A 14,984-nucleotide genomic window follows, 5' to 3' on the forward strand; every position below is an offset into this window, starting at 1 on the left:
ACCCTCATCACTTAATCAGCATAAACGTTAGCAGCATAATAAACGTTCGCAAGGGACAACCTCATGAGTTCAGCCAGTCGCGATCCCCAGGTCGTTGTGGAGGTGCTTTCCGAAGCCCTCCCGTATATTCAGCAGTTCTCCGGCAAAACCGTGGTGGTCAAATATGGCGGTAACGCCATGACCGAAAGCACCCTGATCGACTCCTTTGCCCGCGATATCGTGTTAATGAAGGAAGTCGGCATCAACCCGGTGGTGGTGCATGGCGGCGGGCCGCAGATCGGAGACCTGCTCAAAAAGCTCAACATTGAATCTCGCTTCGTCAACGGCATGCGCGTTACCGACTCACAAACCATGGACGTGGTCGAGATGGTACTGGGCGGCTTGGTCAACAAAAGCATCGTCAACCTGATCAATCAAAGCGGCGGTAAAGCGATTGGCTTGACCGGTAAAGATGGCTCACAAATTCGTGCCCGCCAGCTCAAAGTTGAGCACCAAAGTCCCGAAATGACGGCGCCCGAGATCATCGATATTGGCCATGTGGGCGAAGTGGAGTCGATCTCAACCGAGCTTATCGAGATGCTGGCAGCGCGTGATTTTATTCCGGTGATTGCACCGATTGGCGTCGACGCCGCAGGCCACAGCTACAATATCAACGCTGACCTGGTAGCGGGAAAGATCGCCGAAGCGCTCAATGCAGAAAAGCTGATGCTACTCACCAATGTCGCCGGGTTAATGAACACCGAAGGTGAAGTGCTCACCGGTTTAAGCACCGCTCAGGTGGATGACCTGATCGCCGATGGCACGATTTATGGCGGCATGCTGCCCAAAATCCGCTGCGCGCTGGATGCAGTGAAGGGCGGCGTGAACAGCTCGCACATTATTGATGGCCGTGTCCCCCACGCGGTGTTACTGGAAATTTTCACCAACGCTGGGGTAGGTACTCAAATCAAGGACGCGAGCTAACCGCGACGGAGGTCACATTATGAGCGAAGATCAAAAACCTCGCCGCCGCGAGCAGATTCTCCAAGCCCTGGCACTGATGCTTGAGGAAGATAGCGGCAAGCGCATTACCACAGCCGCCCTCGCCCGCCAGGTAGGCGTTTCAGAAGCGGCGCTCTACCGCCACTTCCCCAGCAAAGCACGAATGTTTGAGGGGCTGATCGACTTTATTGAAGAGAGCATTTTTGCCCGCATCACGCGTATTTTAGAAGACGTTCCCGACGCCACTTCCCGCTGCGGCACCATACTTGCGCTGCTGCTGGGCTTTGCTGAGAAAAACCCTGGCCTGGCGCGGGTGATGGGCGGCGACGTACTCACCGGCGAAACCGCCCGGCTACGCCAGCGGGTTAATCAGCTGTTTGAACGCCTGGAAATGCAGCTCAAGCAGATCCTGCGCGAAGCCGAGCTGCGTGAAGGTCTACGCCCCACGATTCCGGCCTCTGCCGCTGCCAATTTGTTAGCGGCCCAGGCGGAGGGGCGAATTTCACAGTATGTGCGCAGCGACTTTAAGCGCTTGCCCACCGAACATTGGGAAGATCAGTGGTCGCTGCTGTCGGCCCACTTACTGCGCGCCACGGCACAGCCTGCTTAGGCTCGCGTGCTGGCTGCACAAAAAGCCGGCTCCTTTAACGGGAGCCGGTTTTTTTAATGCTGAAAAGCCACAAATTGTGCATTCAGCGTGGTCTTAGGCGACCATTTCCTCACCCATTTTCTGACGCAGCTTTTTCATGGCATTTTTTTCGAGCTGGCGAATACGCTCCGCGCTGACGCCGTAGACGTCGGCCAGATCATGCAGCGTCTCTTTGCTATCGGCTAACCAGCGGCGCTGAAGAATATCCCGCGAGCGCTCATCAAGCCCTTCGAGGGCAAGCTGCAAACGGCGCGTCGAGTCTTCCTCGAAGTTGCTATCTTCCAACTGCGTGGCAGGGTCGGAAGCGGAATCATCCAGGAAGTGCACCGGCGCTTGATAGGTGCTCTCTTCATCATCGCCTGCCGGAGCATCATAGCCTGCATCGTAAGACGACAAGCGCCCTTCCATATCGCGCACGATCTCGGGCTTAACGTCGAGATCTTTGGCGATGGCGTCCACTTCGTCGTTGTTCAACCACGCCAAACGCTTCTTCGCACCGCGCAGGTTAAAGAACAGCTTGCGCTGGGCTTTGGTCGTGGCAATCTTAACGATCCGCCAGTTGCGCAACACAAATTCGTGAATTTCTGCTTTAATCCAGTGCACGGCAAACGAAACCAGACGAACGCCCTGGTTCGGATCGAAGCGCTTGACGGCTTTCATCAAGCCAACGTTACCTTCTTGAATCAAATCCGCTTGGGGCAACCCATAGCCCGAATAGCTACGCGCGATATGCACCACAAAGCGCAAATGCGACAGTACCAAACGACGAGCGGCTTCCAGATCGCCTTCATCATAGAGGCGATAAGCGAGCTCACGCTCTTCATCGGCCGTTAATACCGAAATTCCATTGACTGCGCGGATATAACCGCCCAGATCGCCGCCGGGCGAAAGCTGCCCCACCGGTAGAAGACTAGTGCTCATGTGCAGGTGGTCTCCCCTGTAACCCATCGTGGTTGACGTAGCACGTTATCAATAACCTATTACAAAACCGTGATACTAATTCAGTCATACACATTCAGTCATACACATTCAGTCATACGAATGTCTGCGATACTGAGACCTTAACGCAAGCATAAAGTTCGCAGGTTAAGCATTACCAGCAGTATCGCATTAGCTGCTTAGAATTCATCAATTATCTTGGCCGAATACTCGAAAGGTGACGAGTCACCGCCAACCAGGCACCCAACCAACCTAGTAGTGTACTGCAAGATAGCAGAATTGTAGAGCCTGTCACGTCGAGTTGGGGTAAAGAAAAACTCGCCCCGTAACTTGCCGCCAGAGCGGATACCGGCAGGGAAAGCCAGTGATTGCCCAGACCTAACAAACCTAGTGCCAACAGCCCACCGCCTAAGCCGTACCAAGCACCGCTGTACAGGAAAGGCCGTCGCACAAAGGCATGCGTGGCGCCAATGAGCATCACGACTTCAATTTCCCGGCGACGACTCTCCACCGAGAGACGAATGGTATTACCGACCACCAGCAGCACGCCTAAACCAAACAGCACCCCTAGCGCCAGCGCTACACGGCGACCTAGCTCGGCTAGGTTTCTCAGCCGCTCTACCCAGGCCAGGTCAAGACGCACCTCATCCACCCCAGCGAGCGCTTCAAGACGGGCGGCCAACTGCTGCATGGCAACTGGATCAACGCTTTCTGGGCGCACCACCATACTGATAGGCAGCGGGTTACTCTCCAGCCCTGCCAAGGCATCATCGAGCCCCAGCGACTGCTGGAACTCCGCCATACCCTGCTCGGCGCTGATCAGCTGGGTTTCGAGCACGTCCGGTTCCGCGTTGACCGCCTCCTCGATACGCAGCGACTGGGCATCATCAGCACTCAACTCCAGGTAGACCGTTAGGGTGGCGCTCTCATCAAGCTCTGCATCCAGCAGGCGGGCACTATCCAGGGTTAGCCACAGCGCCGCAGGCAGTACCAGTGCAATAGCGATCGCCAGCATGGTCAGGAGATTACCCAGCGGATAGCGTATCAAGCGCTGAAAGCTATCCCACCCCATACTGCGGTGATGGCGCCCCCATGCCCGCAGGCGGCTGGAAAAGCGCGTTTGCTGCGACCTGGCGCCCCGCTGTGGCGCTTGGGCTTTCTCAACCGCTGGTTTAACAGCGGCTTTGCGCGGCGTTTTTAATGCTGCTCCCTGACGACGCTTGGGTGTCGCGGATGACCTCATACCGCCCCCTCATCGGCTACCAACCTGCCGTCGCTTAAGCGCAGGATGCGGTGGCGCAGTCGGGCAATTAGGGCCAAATCGTGGCTGGCGATCATCACGGTGGTACCAATCCGATTAAAGTCCTCAAATAGCGCCATGATATCCGCCGAAAGCTGGGGATCCAGATTGCCCGTCGGTTCATCGGCAAGCAGGAGCGCGGGCTTATTAACCACCGCCCGGGCAATGCCGACCCGCTGCTGCTCGCCGCCGGAGAGCTCTATGGGCAACGCCTTTTCACGATGCAGCAGCCCCACTTTATCTAACGCGGCACGCACACGGCGGGCGGCTTCCCGAGGTTCAACCCCTTGAATCTCCAGCGGTAGAGAAACATTGTGAAAAATGCTGCGATCAAAGAGCAGCTGATGATCCTGGAAAACCACGCCAATTTGGCGCCGATAGAACGGCACTTGGCTGGCATGCAGCTGGGCAATGTCGTGCCCCGCTACGACGACGCGCCCACGGCTAGGTTTCTCAAGGCGCATGATTAAGCGTAGTAGCGAGCTTTTCCCCGCCCCGGAGTGGCCGGTAAGAAACACCATTTCGCCCCGGGCAACCCGAAAGTTAAGATGTGCCAGCGCTTCAAAGCGTCCACCGTAGCGTTTTCCCACATGCTCAAAGGCGATCATGCGCTGGCATCGTCCCCTTGGCGGTCAAATAGCGCTTGGACAAAATCATTGGCCTCGAAGGGGCGCAGATCGTCGATGCCCTCCCCCACACCAATAAAACGAATCGGCGTTTCCAGCTGTTTAGCCAGCGCGAAAATAATCCCGCCTTTGGCGGTGCCGTCCAGTTTGGTTAGCGTGATCCCGCTGACCGGCACGGCGTCGTTAAAGGTGCTGGCCTGGGAAATCGCGTTTTGCCCGGTGCCCGCATCCAGTACTAGCATCACTTCATGAGGCGCGGTGTCATCTAGCTTCTGCATCACCCGGTGGACTTTTTTCAGCTCTTCCATCAGGTGGCTTTTGTTATGTAGCCGTCCGGCGGTATCGGCGATCAGTACATCAACACCTCGCGCAGTGGCGGCCGCTACCGCGTCATAAATCACCGAGGCGCTGTCCGCGCCGGTGTGTTGGGCGATGACCGGCACCTTGTTGCGCTCGCCCCAGACTTTGAGCTGTTCGACAGCGGCGGCACGGAAAGTGTCACCGGCCGCCAACATAACGCTTTTGCCTTCGCGCTGAAAACGCTGGGTGAGCTTACCAATGGTGGTGGTTTTACCCACGCCATTAACACCCACCACTAAAATAACAAACGGCCCCTTGCCCGCCTTTTCCAGTACAAGCGGTTTGGCGACCGGCGCCAGCATGGCGGACAACTCTTCTTGCAGGCCACGGTAGAGGGCTTCTGGGTTGTTCAACTCTTTGCGCGAGACCCGCGCTTCCAGGCGACCAATAATCTCGGTCGTCGCATCAATGCCCACATCGGCCATTAACAGCTGCGTTTCCAGATCTTCCAGCAGTTCGTCATCGATCTGTTTTTTACCTAAAAACAGATCGGCGATGCCATCGGTTAAATTGGCACGGGTTTTCCCCAGGCCTGACTTGATACGCGCAAACCAGCCTTTCTGGTCGCTTTTGTCAGCCACCGGTTTCTCTTGCAAAGCGGGCGCGGGCGTCAGCTCTGGCTCTGGCTCTGGCTCTGGCTCTGGCTCTGGCTCTGGCTCTGGCTCTGGCTCTGGCTCTGGCTCTGGCTCTGGCTCTGGCTCTGGCTCTGGCTCTGGCTCTGGCTCTGGCTCTGGCTCTGGCAAAGTTTCCGGCGCTTCTGAGGTCTCTTCAACAACGTCAGTGGAAGTCTCGGGCGTTGCAATGTCCATCTCATCGGCTTGCTCTTGAGGCTGCTCCTTTAACTGCTCCTCCTGCGCCTGCTTGTCTTGAGGCGCCTGTTGCGGATCTTGCTTATTCTTGCGTTTAAAAAAACCAAACATGAGTGTTACCCGACATAAATAGTGGACATTAAGGTTATGCTAACACCGTAACCCAAGACTTTGGATAAACAGCCCGCTACAATCCGCTTTATGACACGACAACGCCCCCCTCGATCCTCTACATCCCGCCGCACACCTGCTCAGCGGGGTGGTCAACAACTTGGCAAACCCGTTGGTAAGCCACTTGGTAAGTTACGCATCATCGGCGGTGAGTTCCGCCGCCGTCAGTTGCCGGTGCTGGATAGCCCAGGCTTGCGTCCAACCCCAGACCGAGTGCGTGAAACGCTGTTCAATTGGCTCGGCCAACAGCTTTACGGCCAGCAGGTACTCGACCTGTTCGCAGGTACCGGTGCGCTAGGCATTGAAGCGGTGTCTCGCGGCGCCTCCTGGGTCGATTTTGTCGAGCGCGACCCGCGGGTAGCGGCGCAGCTGTCGACCAATCTGGCATCGCTCAATATTACCGCAAGCGCGGTGCATGTTAACGATGTTCAGACTTATCTGACGCGCCCAGCCAAGCCCTATACGCTGGTCTTTCTTGACCCGCCTTTCCATCAGCAGCTGGCCGCGCCCTGCTGTTCGACATTGGAAACTAGTGGCTGGCTGGATAACGAGGCAATGATTTACCTGGAAACCGAGACATCGCTGGCTCCCAAGGTGCCCGCCAACTGGCTATTGCACCGCGAAACCCAGGCGGGCGAAAGCACTGCGCGGCTCTATCAACGTCAAGCACCGTAAACAGCGCTTGCCGCCACGCGGCGGTGGCGTTACGCTCGCCTCATTCGTCCCTACTGACAAGCTTTGTGCTTGTTTATTTGGGTGCCTTTTTATGACCTATTTTGGGTTTTCGTTTTTACGCTAGGGAGAGATACATGAGTCTGGAGCTATTTAATCAACTTGAGCAGAAAGTCACCGACACTGTTGATGCACTGGAGATGATGAAACTGGAAAATGAAGAGCTGCGCGGCGAAAACGCCAAGCTGAAAGAGGAGCGCGAAGAGTGGGAGCGTCGCCTCAACAGCCTGCTCAGCAAGTTCGACAGCCTCGAAACCTCCAGCACGCCTTAGGCTCAGGATAAGTGCGCTGCTGCCCTAAAGCACCAGGGACATCAGCAGCGCATCCTCACGCCCGGCGGCGGCTTGCGACGATAGCGGTGGGTAGTAGCCTTTGCGCCGTCCGTCTTCGCTAAACCCGCAGCGCTGGTAGAGCCGGATAGCGCTAAGATTACTCACCCGCACCTCTAGCAGCAGCCGCTCGCTCAGCCAGCCGCGTGCGGTGGACAGCACGACCTCCATCAACGCCCGACCTGCTCCACTGCGTCGCTGCTCTGGGTGTACCCCAATGGCTTGTAGTTCCGCCTCAAACGGCAGTCGCGCCACAATGGCGTACCCTAACAACTGCTCATCCTGCCACCAGCCCAGTACACAGGTATCCTGGCTGCCCAACGCTGCCAGCATTTGCGTCTCAGAAGTACCGCTCTGCGCCCGGTACTCAAGCGCAATCAGTAGGGCTAGGTGCTCAACGTTGAGTTCAGTGATCATCCGTTGCCTGCTGAGCACTTTCTAACTGAGTGCCCACTGCCTGAGCGCCAGTCGCCTTATCGGCTTCCCACTGCTGGCCTAACGCCTGCAGCGCTGGCCAGAGGTCGCGCTTACTATGGCTACCGTCGAGGAGCGCCCCAAGTGAGGGGCCCTGCCATAAGGGCAGCGAAAGCGTTTGGCTGTGACCTTCAGCCACGTTCAGTATGCGCTCCAGCGGCGCTTGTTCAGCTCCAGATTCGGTATCAGGCTCGGCTTCCAACTCACCCCACCAGAGTAATCGCTCTAACCGCCACCCCTGTCGGCTCGCGCTTCCAGCGATAAACGCCGCCAAGCCCTCGCGGGCTTCGTCCAGGGGATCCTCCACCGCAAAGGCGTTGGCCATTTGCGGCCAGGTGAAGTGGCTCACTTCCGGCAACGCTCCACGCTGAATGCCCGCGGCCTGTAACAGGTTGGCCAGTAGCTGCTGCTCAAGCGGACTCATTTCCCCCGCCTGCAGCACCATCCAGCGGCCCTCAAGACAAACGCAGGAGAGCGCGAACTTAAGCGGTTTGGCTGGCACGGTTTCCGCGCTGGAAGTCGCCGTCTCCGGGTTGGCAATCGCCGGCTTATTTTGGCCCGACTTGTCCGCACGCTGCTTGTCTTGACCCAGCAGTGCCCGCACCGCCGAGGGTGAGGCAATGGCTTCGCCTGAGGCCTGGGGGTCGGAAGATTGAAGTTCGGACGGTTGAGGTTTGGACGTTTGCCGCTTGGGCGCAGGGGCGTCGTCCAGCAATGCCTGTAGCCGCTCCCGAGGTGGCGTAGGGGCAGGCGTCGAATCCTCCCACTCGCAGGCCTCGGTGGGTAGCGCATTAGGCAACTGGTACTTCGCGGCCCAGGCGGTAATACCCATGGCGTCCAGGTAGTGGCGCCGAGTAACTTCTTGATTCACTTCCCGCCGCCGCGACAGTTGGGTGAGCTCGGGCGTTCACCGCCGTGTGCCTGCCACTCGCTGGGGGTATAAAGATGCAGCGCTAAGGCGTGCACCGGTCCGGAAAGCTCATCGGCCAACAGCGCATAAATTTGCTGGTGACGCTTCACCGGCATCATGCCGTCGAAGGAGTCACTCACTAGCGTCACTTTGAAGTGGGTTTCAGAGTTCGCGGGCACGTTGTGCATGTGGCTTTCGTTTTCAACCTGCAGCACGTCCGGCGCAAGTGCCGTTAACTTCTGCTCAATCTGTGTCTGCAGCGTCATAAGGTTCTCCTTGAGAGATCACAAACCATTTTATTGTACGCGCTTACTGGCCCGCAGACGATGCCCGTCGAGCGTGTAACGCACGCCTTGCCAGCGGCATACGCGCCACGCTTGCCAAGAGCGCCAGCAGCGTGGTCGCCGCCCCCAGCCAGAGCGTTACCTGTACCGGCCAGCCTAGCGCCAATGCAGCACCGACTAAGGCCACGCCAAACGACTGCCCGACGGTACGCGTGGTGCTCATGACGCCAGAGACGTTGGAACTGCGCTCCGGTGGCAGACTACCCATCATTTCGCGATTGTTGGGTGGCTGGAACAGGCCAAAACCAATACCGCATAGCGCAGTGCGCCATAGACTTCCCGCCACGCCGGTCGACTCATCGACCAGCGCCAGCGCAATCAGGCCAATGATAAGTAGGCCAAGCCCCGCGCTGGAGAGAATACTGGGATTAATACGGTCGGCTAAGCGCCCCGCTACAGGGCCAACGAACATGATAGCCAGTGGCCAAGGAGTGAACAGCCAAGCGGTTTCCAGTGGCGAAAAACCCATCTGCTCCTGGTAGAAAAACGACAGCGCTACAAACGTAAGGCCCTGACCTATAAAGGCAAGCCCAGAGGCCGATACCGCCAGTGTAAAGCGCAGCTCGGCAAACACGCTAAGCGGCAACAGTGGATACGGCGCACGACGCTGACGCGCAATAAACCCAGCACAGGCCAATACTGCCAACAGTACCCAGCCGCCGCTTTGCCAAATCGGCGCGGCGTGGCTCACGGCGTCCATGGCAATAAAGAAGCTGGCCAGCATAACGATCGAGAGCAGCGCCCCAGCCACATCAAAACTGCCTTTGCGTGGCTCTTCTCGGGGCAGCGCACGCTTGGCGAGCCATAACGAGCAAAGACCCAGCGGCACATTTAGCGCAAACAGCCAGGGCCAGTCGGCAAAGGACAGGATTACCCCACTCAGCGTGGGCCCTGCCGCGTACCCACCGGCCACCACCAAGGCACTCAAGCCAAGGGCGCTGCCCAAGAGGCGCGAGGGGAAAATGGCTCGATAGAGCGATGGGCCAATCGATAGTGTGGCCGCAGCACCTAGCCCCTGAAAGGCACGAAATACCAGCAACGTTTCTAAATTGCGTGATAGTGCTGCCCCTAGCGCGGCCGCGACAAAGGTGGCCAGTCCAAACAGGTAGAGCCTGCGACGTGTGATCAATTCACTAATGCCCGCAAACACGAGCAAAAAAGCCGCACAAACAACCTGAAACAGGTTGGTAATCCATACCGCTCGGGATGCCGACACATTCAAGTCGGCGGCAATAGTGGGCAGCGCTAGATTGATCATGGTGGTATCGACCACCGCCATCAAGGTACCGGTTACCAGCGCCAGCACGGCAAGGGCGCGTTCAGGCCCAGGCAGGCCATCGTCGCCGGGGCGGGTTTCAAACAGTCGCATGCAAGCGTTCCTAGGCAGGAGATATCTTAAACAAAACGGTGAAAGCGAAACGACTCAAATAGTGGTATTCAAAATCCTGTCTTAAAAACCACTATCTTAAAAACATTGTCTTAAAAACACAGAAACCGGCCTAAGCCGGTTCCGTATTGCGCTATTTCGAAGTGCGCTAGCTGGCTGTTAGCAACCAGCCGCTCAGGCAACCACTAAGCTTAAATAATACTAGGCTTGCCTAAATACTAGCACGCTAACGGCTAGTCCTGCTCACTATCGAGCAGTAACGCATCATCGACTTCTGAGATTTCCAGCGCCGTTTCGTCGTCTAGATCAATGGCCAGGTAGCTGTGCTCGACGCGCACAAACTCCTGGAACAATGCCCAGTCGAGTTTATCCGGCCACTGCCGTTCGTCCTCTTCCCAAGCGCGCAGCTCAGTCTCGAGAATTTCCACGTAGCGGTCGCGCACAAAAGTTTCCAGCGCTTCCGGGGTATCCATCTCTGGAATCAGGTAAATGGTACTTTCACGTTCGACGTCGTCCAGGGTCAGGTCGTCGTCTCCCATGGTGGGTTCCAGCGCGTTGATCCAGTCCACAAAGGGCTGGGTCGGCCTGACGCTCAGTGCGGAGCGGTTAAGCAGTTTCATGGGATTCTCCTCGCCGTCGAAACGTTGACCATTATGGGCGCTATAACGCGCCCTTACCAACTTTTCATCCGTTATCGTAGCGTGTTAGTCCACTTCAGGGCGCATCGCCGGGAACAGCAACACATCGCGAATCGATGCGCTGTCGGTGAACAGCATCACCAAGCGGTCAATACCGATGCCTTCGCCCGCGGTGGGCGGCATGCCGTACTCCAAAGCACGCACGTAATCTGCATCGTAGTACATTGCTTCCAGGTCACCGGCATCTTTTTCCGCGGACTGGGCACGGAAGCGCTCCGCCTGATCTTCTGCGTCGTTAAGCTCCGAGAAACCATTGGCGATTTCGCGACCACCGACAAAGAACTCAAAGCGGTCAGTAACGAAGGGATTGGCGTCATTACGCCGGGCAAGCGGACTCACTTCAGCTGGGTATTCGGTGATAAAGGTCGGCTGGTCGAGCTTATGCTCGGCAACCTCTTCGAATATCTCCGTTTGCACCTTGCCCAGGCCCCAGCTCTCTTTGACCTTGATGCCCAGTTTCTCGGCGGTTGCCCGCGCCGCTTCCAGCGAATCCAAATCGCTGTCGGCAATGCCGTCTCCATGATCAAGAATCGCCTGACGTAGCGTTAAGCGGGCAAAAGGTTTGCCGAAATCGTAGCTCGCGCCCTGATACTCAATCACTGAGTTACCGAGCACTTCTTCAGCGGCGGTGCGCAGCATCGCTTCGGTCATATCCAGCAGGTCGCGGTAATCCGCATAGGCCCAGTAGAACTCCACCATGGTGAACTCTGGGTTGTGGCGCGTTGATAACCCTTCGTTGCGGAAGTTGCGGTTAATCTCGAACACTTTCTCAAAACCGCCCACCACCAGACGCTTGAGGTAAAGCTCTGGCGCAATACGCAGATACATGTCGATATCCAGCGCATTGTGGTGGGTAATGAACGGCCGAGCCGCCGCTCCGCCGGGGATCGGCTGGAGCATCGGTGTCTCTACTTCCATAAAACCACGCGCTTCAAAGAAGCGGCGCATGGAGCTGATGACCGCTGCGCGGGTTTCAAACACCTTGCGCGACTGCGGATTCATGATCAGATCCACATAGCGCTGGCGATAGCGGGCTTCCATATCGGTGAGGCCGTGAAACTTGTCCGGCAGCGGGCGCAGGCTCTTGGTGAGCAGCTGCGCCTCTTTCATCATCACGTACAGATCGCCCTTGCCGGATTTATGCACCGGCCCGTGGGCAGCGACGATGTCACCGATATCCCAGCTTTTAACGTCTTCCAGCACGTCGGCGGGCAGGCCCTTTTTATCCACGTAGAGCTGGATTTGCCCGGCCACATCTTGAATGACGATGAAGGGGCCACGTTGACGCATCACACGACCCGCCACAGCGGCGTGGTGATCCAGCGCTTCAAGCTCGGCCTTGTCTTTATCGCCGAAGGCATTTTGCAGCTCGACGGTTAGGCTGTCGCGGCGAAAATCATTGGGAAACGCACTCTTTCCCTGCTCAGCGGCGCGCTCACGGCGAGCAGTCAACTTGGCACGGCGCTCGGCGATCAGGTGGTTTTCGTTGTCTGCAGGAGACGCGTCTTGGTTAGCCATGGGGCACCCTGTTCATGTTCAAACGCTAAAAAAATTACAAACCTTGCTTCAAGCTGGCGACGATAAATTGATCAATATCCCCGTCGAGCACTTTATCGCAGTTGCTGGACTGCACGCTGGTGCGCAAATCCTTGATGCGCTGATCATCCAGCACGTAAGAGCGAATCTGGCTTCCCCAGCCGATGTCAGCCTTGGAGTCCTCGGCCTCCTGCTTGGCGGCGTTGCGCTTTTGCATCTCGTGTTCCCACAACCGCGCTTTCAACTGCTTCATGGCAAAATCGCGGTTGGCGTGCTGGCTGCGTTGCCCCTGGCAGGCCACCACGATACCGGTCGGCTCGTGGGTAATCCGCACGGCCGAATCGGTGGTGTTTACGTGCTGACCGCCCGCGCCGCTGGAGCGGTAGGTATCGACGCGCAAGTCCGAGGGATTAATCTCTACCTCGAAACTGTCGTCAATTTCCGGGGACAGGAATACCGAGGCAAACGAAGTATGCCGACGGCCACCGGAATCAAACGGGCTTTTACGCACTAGGCGGTGCACGCCGGTTTCAGTACGCAGCCAGCCGAAAGCGTAATCGCCCTGGATATGCACCGTGGCCGACTTAATGCCCGCCACTTCGCCCGCAGAGATTTCGGTGATATCGGCTTTGAAGCCGTGACTCTCCGCCCAGCGCAGATACATGCGCAGTAAAATATTGGCCCAATCCTGAGCTTCGGTGCCACCAGAGCCGGACTGAATTTCCAGGTAGGCGTTGTTCTGATCCATTTCACCGGAGAACATGCGCCGAAACTCAAGCTTTTCTAACGCCGCCTGCATGCTGTCCAGCTCTTTGCACACTTCTTCGACGGTGCCTTCATCCTCTTCCATTTCTGCAAGCTCTAGCAGATCCCGGCTATCGCCAAGGCCCTGCTCAAGTTCATCAATGGTGGCCACTATGGCTTCGAGGGAGGCGCGCTCTTTGCCTAACTTCTGCGCGTAGTCTGGATCGTTCCAGACATTGGGGTCTTCCAGTTCGCGGGTGACCTCTTCTAGCCGATCTTTCTTCTCGGCATAGTCAAAGATACCCCCTAAGAACGTCTGTCCGCTCAGACAGGTCCTTGAGCTGGTTGTGAATCGGATTGGTTTCCAACATGGGATCGCCCTAGCTTGGTCTACTCGGATCGTACAGAGGTGTATCGATCAGAAAAGCGCATAGTGTAACGAAAGCCGACACGCCCCGCATCCAATGGCCTGCCACTAGGCAATAAAAAACCCGGCATGCGCCGGGTTTCATTGGGGTTTGGCTCTTTAGGGCTTAAAAGCGATAGGTTAACTGAGCACCAAAACCGTGAGCTTCGTTTTTGTAGTCGGCTGAGTAGGAGGCCCCGCCAACCGGCTGGCCACCCGTGGCCTGGCTGGCCAGCAGGTCGCTACGATCCTGCTCAACAAAGGTGCCGCGCTCTGACAGATAGGAGTAGGCAACATCGACAGTCAGGTCAGGCGTTGGGCTCCATCCTGCCCCCAGCGAGAAAATACGCCGATCATCGGAAGGAATACGTACGCTACGATCCTCATCATTGGTCGGCGTCATGTCTAACGTAACCCCAGCACGAAGCGCCAATGTCTTGGTTAACTGGTACTCGCCGCCAGTGGCAAACGCCCAGGCGTTTGAATAGTTCTGAAACTCTTGGGTAATCGTATCGCCTTGGCTGCCGGTAACCAAAATTTGATCAAAGTGGCTCCAACGCACCCAGGATGCACCGAACATCAGCTTGAGACGGTCAGTCATTTGCTGGGTAAGCGAGAAGTTAACCGTCTCAGGGGTGGTCAAATCCAGGCTAGCAGTATCTGAGCGAACGACATTACCCAGGGGATCAGTAGCGCTAAAATCACCTTCCAAGGTGTAGTCTACTTTCGAGCGGTAAGTCAGCCCCAGGGTGGTTTCAGGTACTGGACGATAGATTACGCCTAAGTTATAGCCCCACGCTTCGTCGTCACCATCAACCCGCGAGTCGATGTCGGCATCTGGGTTAAAGGTGGCCTCACTGGGTACTTGTCGGCGTAGTTCGCCTTCCACACGGTTGTAAGTAATCCCCGCGCCTACTGACCACTGGTCATTAAAGCGGTAAGAAACCGTCGGCTGTGCACTGACCACCTTGACTTCGGTGTAGTCGCCAAAGTAGCGACCCTGGAAATCATCTTCATAATCGGTTTTTGAGCCAAAGGGTGCATACACCCCAAACCCGAATGCAAGTTGGTCGGTCACCGGGTGCGCATAAAACGCAAAGGGGATCGGCGTCCCCGGCACCATATCGCCATCATTCCCACCGGGGATACTACCAACGGGAATCTGATTGCCATTTGGCGCGCCACCAAGCGCGACCCCGGAGTCGATATAGCGAGAAGCTTCGACATTAGAGATGTCAGTATTCACGTTTAGATACGTGCCACCAACGGTCACCTGGGCACGGTCTAAAAACGACATACCCGCTGGGTTACCGTACACAATGGTTGCATCATGGATGTTAGAGCTTCGCCCGGCATGGCCATAGCCCTGCCCACTCACGCTCTGCTCGTTAATTTGATACCCGCCCGCGTGGGCTTGGCTGGCAAAAGCGGCCGTAATGGCAGCAGCCAGGGTGAGCTTATTAAATTTATTATTCATAGTGGGCCTCTCTTCCCGATGATCCAGTGGATACCGACGATCCACCCTCTTTATTTTTACATGACTGTTTTCTCGCAACTGAGCCAAAGGTTCAAGGGCAAACGTTCGTTTT

The 14,984-nt window shown here is 56.8% G+C and carries 16 protein-coding genes; 4 read left to right on the top strand and 12 right to left on the bottom strand.

All coding sequences use genetic code 11. The features are described from left to right. Positions 1–63 precede the first annotated feature (63 nt). The gene (gene argB / locus HZS52_RS01545) at positions 64–963 is read left to right on the top strand and encodes an acetylglutamate kinase (protein ID WP_007111740.1); all 900 of its coding nucleotides are present in this window, start codon (positions 64–66) and stop codon (positions 961–963) included. A gap of 19 nt (positions 964–982) precedes the next feature. Further along, a complete protein-coding gene (gene slmA / locus HZS52_RS01550) occupies positions 983–1,591 on the top strand; it encodes a nucleoid occlusion factor SlmA (protein ID WP_022520209.1) in 609 nt (202 codons plus the stop codon). A gap of 93 nt (positions 1,592–1,684) precedes the next feature. Here the strand turns inward: slmA and rpoH are convergent, their stop codons facing one another. The 4 genes from rpoH to ftsY all read right to left on the bottom strand — a co-directional run bounded on the left by rpoH (position 1,685) and on the right by ftsY (position 5,775). Beyond that, on the bottom strand, positions 1,685–2,551 hold the full coding sequence (gene rpoH, locus HZS52_RS01555) for an RNA polymerase sigma factor RpoH (RefSeq protein ID WP_022520210.1): 867 nt from the start codon (positions 2,549–2,551) through the stop codon (positions 1,685–1,687). Between the two features lie 211 nt (positions 2,552–2,762). Beyond that, entirely contained in the window at positions 2,763–3,812 is a 1,050-nt protein-coding gene (ftsX, locus tag HZS52_RS01560; RefSeq protein WP_027957754.1) for a permease-like cell division protein FtsX, read from the bottom strand. Beyond that, positions 3,809–4,477: a cell division ATP-binding protein FtsE gene (gene ftsE / locus HZS52_RS01565; RefSeq protein WP_022520212.1), complete on the bottom strand. Its 669-nt coding sequence runs from the start codon at positions 4,475–4,477 to the stop codon at positions 3,809–3,811. Before ftsE ends, ftsX begins: the two co-directional genes overlap by 4 nt. Then, positions 4,474–5,775, bottom strand: a complete 1,302-nt coding sequence (gene ftsY / locus HZS52_RS01570; RefSeq protein ID WP_138800388.1) for a signal recognition particle-docking protein FtsY — start codon at positions 5,773–5,775, stop codon at positions 4,474–4,476. Before ftsY ends, ftsE begins: the two co-directional genes overlap by 4 nt. 90 nt (positions 5,776–5,865) lie before the next feature. Here ftsY and rsmD point away from each other — a divergent pair, with 90 nt between their 5' ends. Together rsmD and zapB are read left to right on the top strand one after the other, a co-directional pair. After that, entirely contained in the window at positions 5,866–6,510 is a 645-nt protein-coding gene (rsmD, locus tag HZS52_RS01575) for a 16S rRNA (guanine(966)-N(2))-methyltransferase RsmD (RefSeq protein ID WP_022520214.1), read from the top strand. A 134-nt stretch (positions 6,511–6,644) separates the two neighbouring features. Beyond that, positions 6,645–6,839, top strand: coding sequence for a cell division protein ZapB (gene zapB / locus HZS52_RS01580; RefSeq protein WP_022520215.1), 195 nt, complete (start codon positions 6,645–6,647; stop codon positions 6,837–6,839). A gap of 24 nt (positions 6,840–6,863) precedes the next feature. Here zapB and rimI read toward each other — a convergent pair whose 3' ends face one another. The 8 genes from rimI to HZS52_RS01620 form a co-directional block, all read right to left on the bottom strand. Then, positions 6,864–7,313 carry a ribosomal protein S18-alanine N-acetyltransferase gene (gene rimI, locus HZS52_RS01585; RefSeq protein WP_022520216.1) on the bottom strand — a complete coding sequence of 150 codons (450 nt, stop codon included), beginning with the start codon at positions 7,311–7,313 and terminating at the stop codon, positions 6,864–6,866. Next, positions 7,303–8,241, bottom strand: a complete 939-nt coding sequence (locus HZS52_RS01590) for a hypothetical protein (RefSeq protein WP_159175991.1) — start codon at positions 8,239–8,241, stop codon at positions 7,303–7,305. The genes rimI and HZS52_RS01590 overlap by 11 nt, the downstream gene beginning before the upstream one ends. Continuing rightward, a complete protein-coding gene (locus HZS52_RS01595) occupies positions 8,238–8,546 on the bottom strand; it encodes a BolA family protein (protein ID WP_190374051.1) in 309 nt (102 codons plus the stop codon). Before HZS52_RS01595 ends, HZS52_RS01590 begins: the two co-directional genes overlap by 4 nt. 43 nt (positions 8,547–8,589) lie before the next feature. Then, positions 8,590–9,993, bottom strand: a complete 1,404-nt coding sequence (locus tag HZS52_RS01600) for an MFS transporter (protein ID WP_022520219.1) — start codon at positions 9,991–9,993, stop codon at positions 8,590–8,592. A gap of 251 nt (positions 9,994–10,244) precedes the next feature. Further along, the gene (locus tag HZS52_RS01605) at positions 10,245–10,631 is read right to left on the bottom strand and encodes a hypothetical protein (RefSeq protein ID WP_022520220.1); all 387 of its coding nucleotides are present in this window, start codon (positions 10,629–10,631) and stop codon (positions 10,245–10,247) included. Positions 10,632–10,715: 84 nt separating this feature from the next. Then, a complete protein-coding gene (gene lysS, locus HZS52_RS01610) occupies positions 10,716–12,227 on the bottom strand; it encodes a lysine--tRNA ligase (protein WP_022520221.1) in 1,512 nt (503 codons plus the stop codon). Positions 12,228–12,261: 34 nt separating this feature from the next. Then, positions 12,262–13,360 (bottom strand): peptide chain release factor 2 gene (prfB, locus tag HZS52_RS01615; RefSeq protein WP_138800386.1). Its coding sequence is split into 2 segments (ribosomal slippage): positions 12,262–13,284 and positions 13,286–13,360, totalling 1,098 coding nucleotides; the frame shifts between segments, so codons are not numbered across the junction. A 162-nt stretch (positions 13,361–13,522) separates the two neighbouring features. Continuing rightward, positions 13,523–14,872, bottom strand: coding sequence for an OmpP1/FadL family transporter (locus HZS52_RS01620; RefSeq protein WP_022520223.1), 1,350 nt, complete (start codon positions 14,870–14,872; stop codon positions 13,523–13,525). Between the last annotated feature and the right edge of the window lie 112 nt (positions 14,873–14,984).

This window comes from Vreelandella titanicae, from assembly GCF_014697095.1.
Taxonomy (GTDB): Bacteria; Pseudomonadota; Gammaproteobacteria; order Pseudomonadales; family Halomonadaceae; genus Vreelandella; species Vreelandella titanicae.

What these genes read in the sequence shown, in the direction of transcription:
- HZS52_RS01620 (WP_022520223.1), bottom strand. Translation starts at nt 14,872, where the DNA reads ATGAATAATAAATTTAATAAGCTCACCCTGGCTGCTGCCATTACGGCC.
- ftsE (WP_022520212.1), bottom strand. Translation starts at nt 4,477, where the DNA reads ATGATCGCCTTTGAGCATGTGGGAAAACGCTACGGTGGACGCTTTGAA.
- argB (WP_007111740.1), top strand. Translation starts at nt 64, where the DNA reads ATGAGTTCAGCCAGTCGCGATCCCCAGGTCGTTGTGGAGGTGCTTTCC.
- ftsX (WP_027957754.1), bottom strand. Translation starts at nt 3,812, where the DNA reads ATGAGGTCATCCGCGACACCCAAGCGTCGTCAGGGAGCAGCATTAAAA.
- HZS52_RS01595 (WP_190374051.1), bottom strand. Translation starts at nt 8,546, where the DNA reads ATGACGCTGCAGACACAGATTGAGCAGAAGTTAACGGCACTTGCGCCG.
- ftsY (WP_138800388.1), bottom strand. Translation starts at nt 5,775, where the DNA reads ATGTTTGGTTTTTTTAAACGCAAGAATAAGCAAGATCCGCAACAGGCG.
- lysS (WP_022520221.1), bottom strand. Translation starts at nt 12,227, where the DNA reads ATGGCTAACCAAGACGCGTCTCCTGCAGACAACGAAAACCACCTGATC.
- HZS52_RS01605 (WP_022520220.1), bottom strand. Translation starts at nt 10,631, where the DNA reads ATGAAACTGCTTAACCGCTCCGCACTGAGCGTCAGGCCGACCCAGCCC.
- rimI (WP_022520216.1), bottom strand. Translation starts at nt 7,313, where the DNA reads ATGATCACTGAACTCAACGTTGAGCACCTAGCCCTACTGATTGCGCTT.
- zapB (WP_022520215.1), top strand. Translation starts at nt 6,645, where the DNA reads ATGAGTCTGGAGCTATTTAATCAACTTGAGCAGAAAGTCACCGACACT.
- HZS52_RS01600 (WP_022520219.1), bottom strand. Translation starts at nt 9,993, where the DNA reads ATGCGACTGTTTGAAACCCGCCCCGGCGACGATGGCCTGCCTGGGCCT.
- slmA (WP_022520209.1), top strand. Translation starts at nt 983, where the DNA reads ATGAGCGAAGATCAAAAACCTCGCCGCCGCGAGCAGATTCTCCAAGCC.
- rpoH (WP_022520210.1), bottom strand. Translation starts at nt 2,551, where the DNA reads ATGAGCACTAGTCTTCTACCGGTGGGGCAGCTTTCGCCCGGCGGCGAT.
- rsmD (WP_022520214.1), top strand. Translation starts at nt 5,866, where the DNA reads ATGACACGACAACGCCCCCCTCGATCCTCTACATCCCGCCGCACACCT.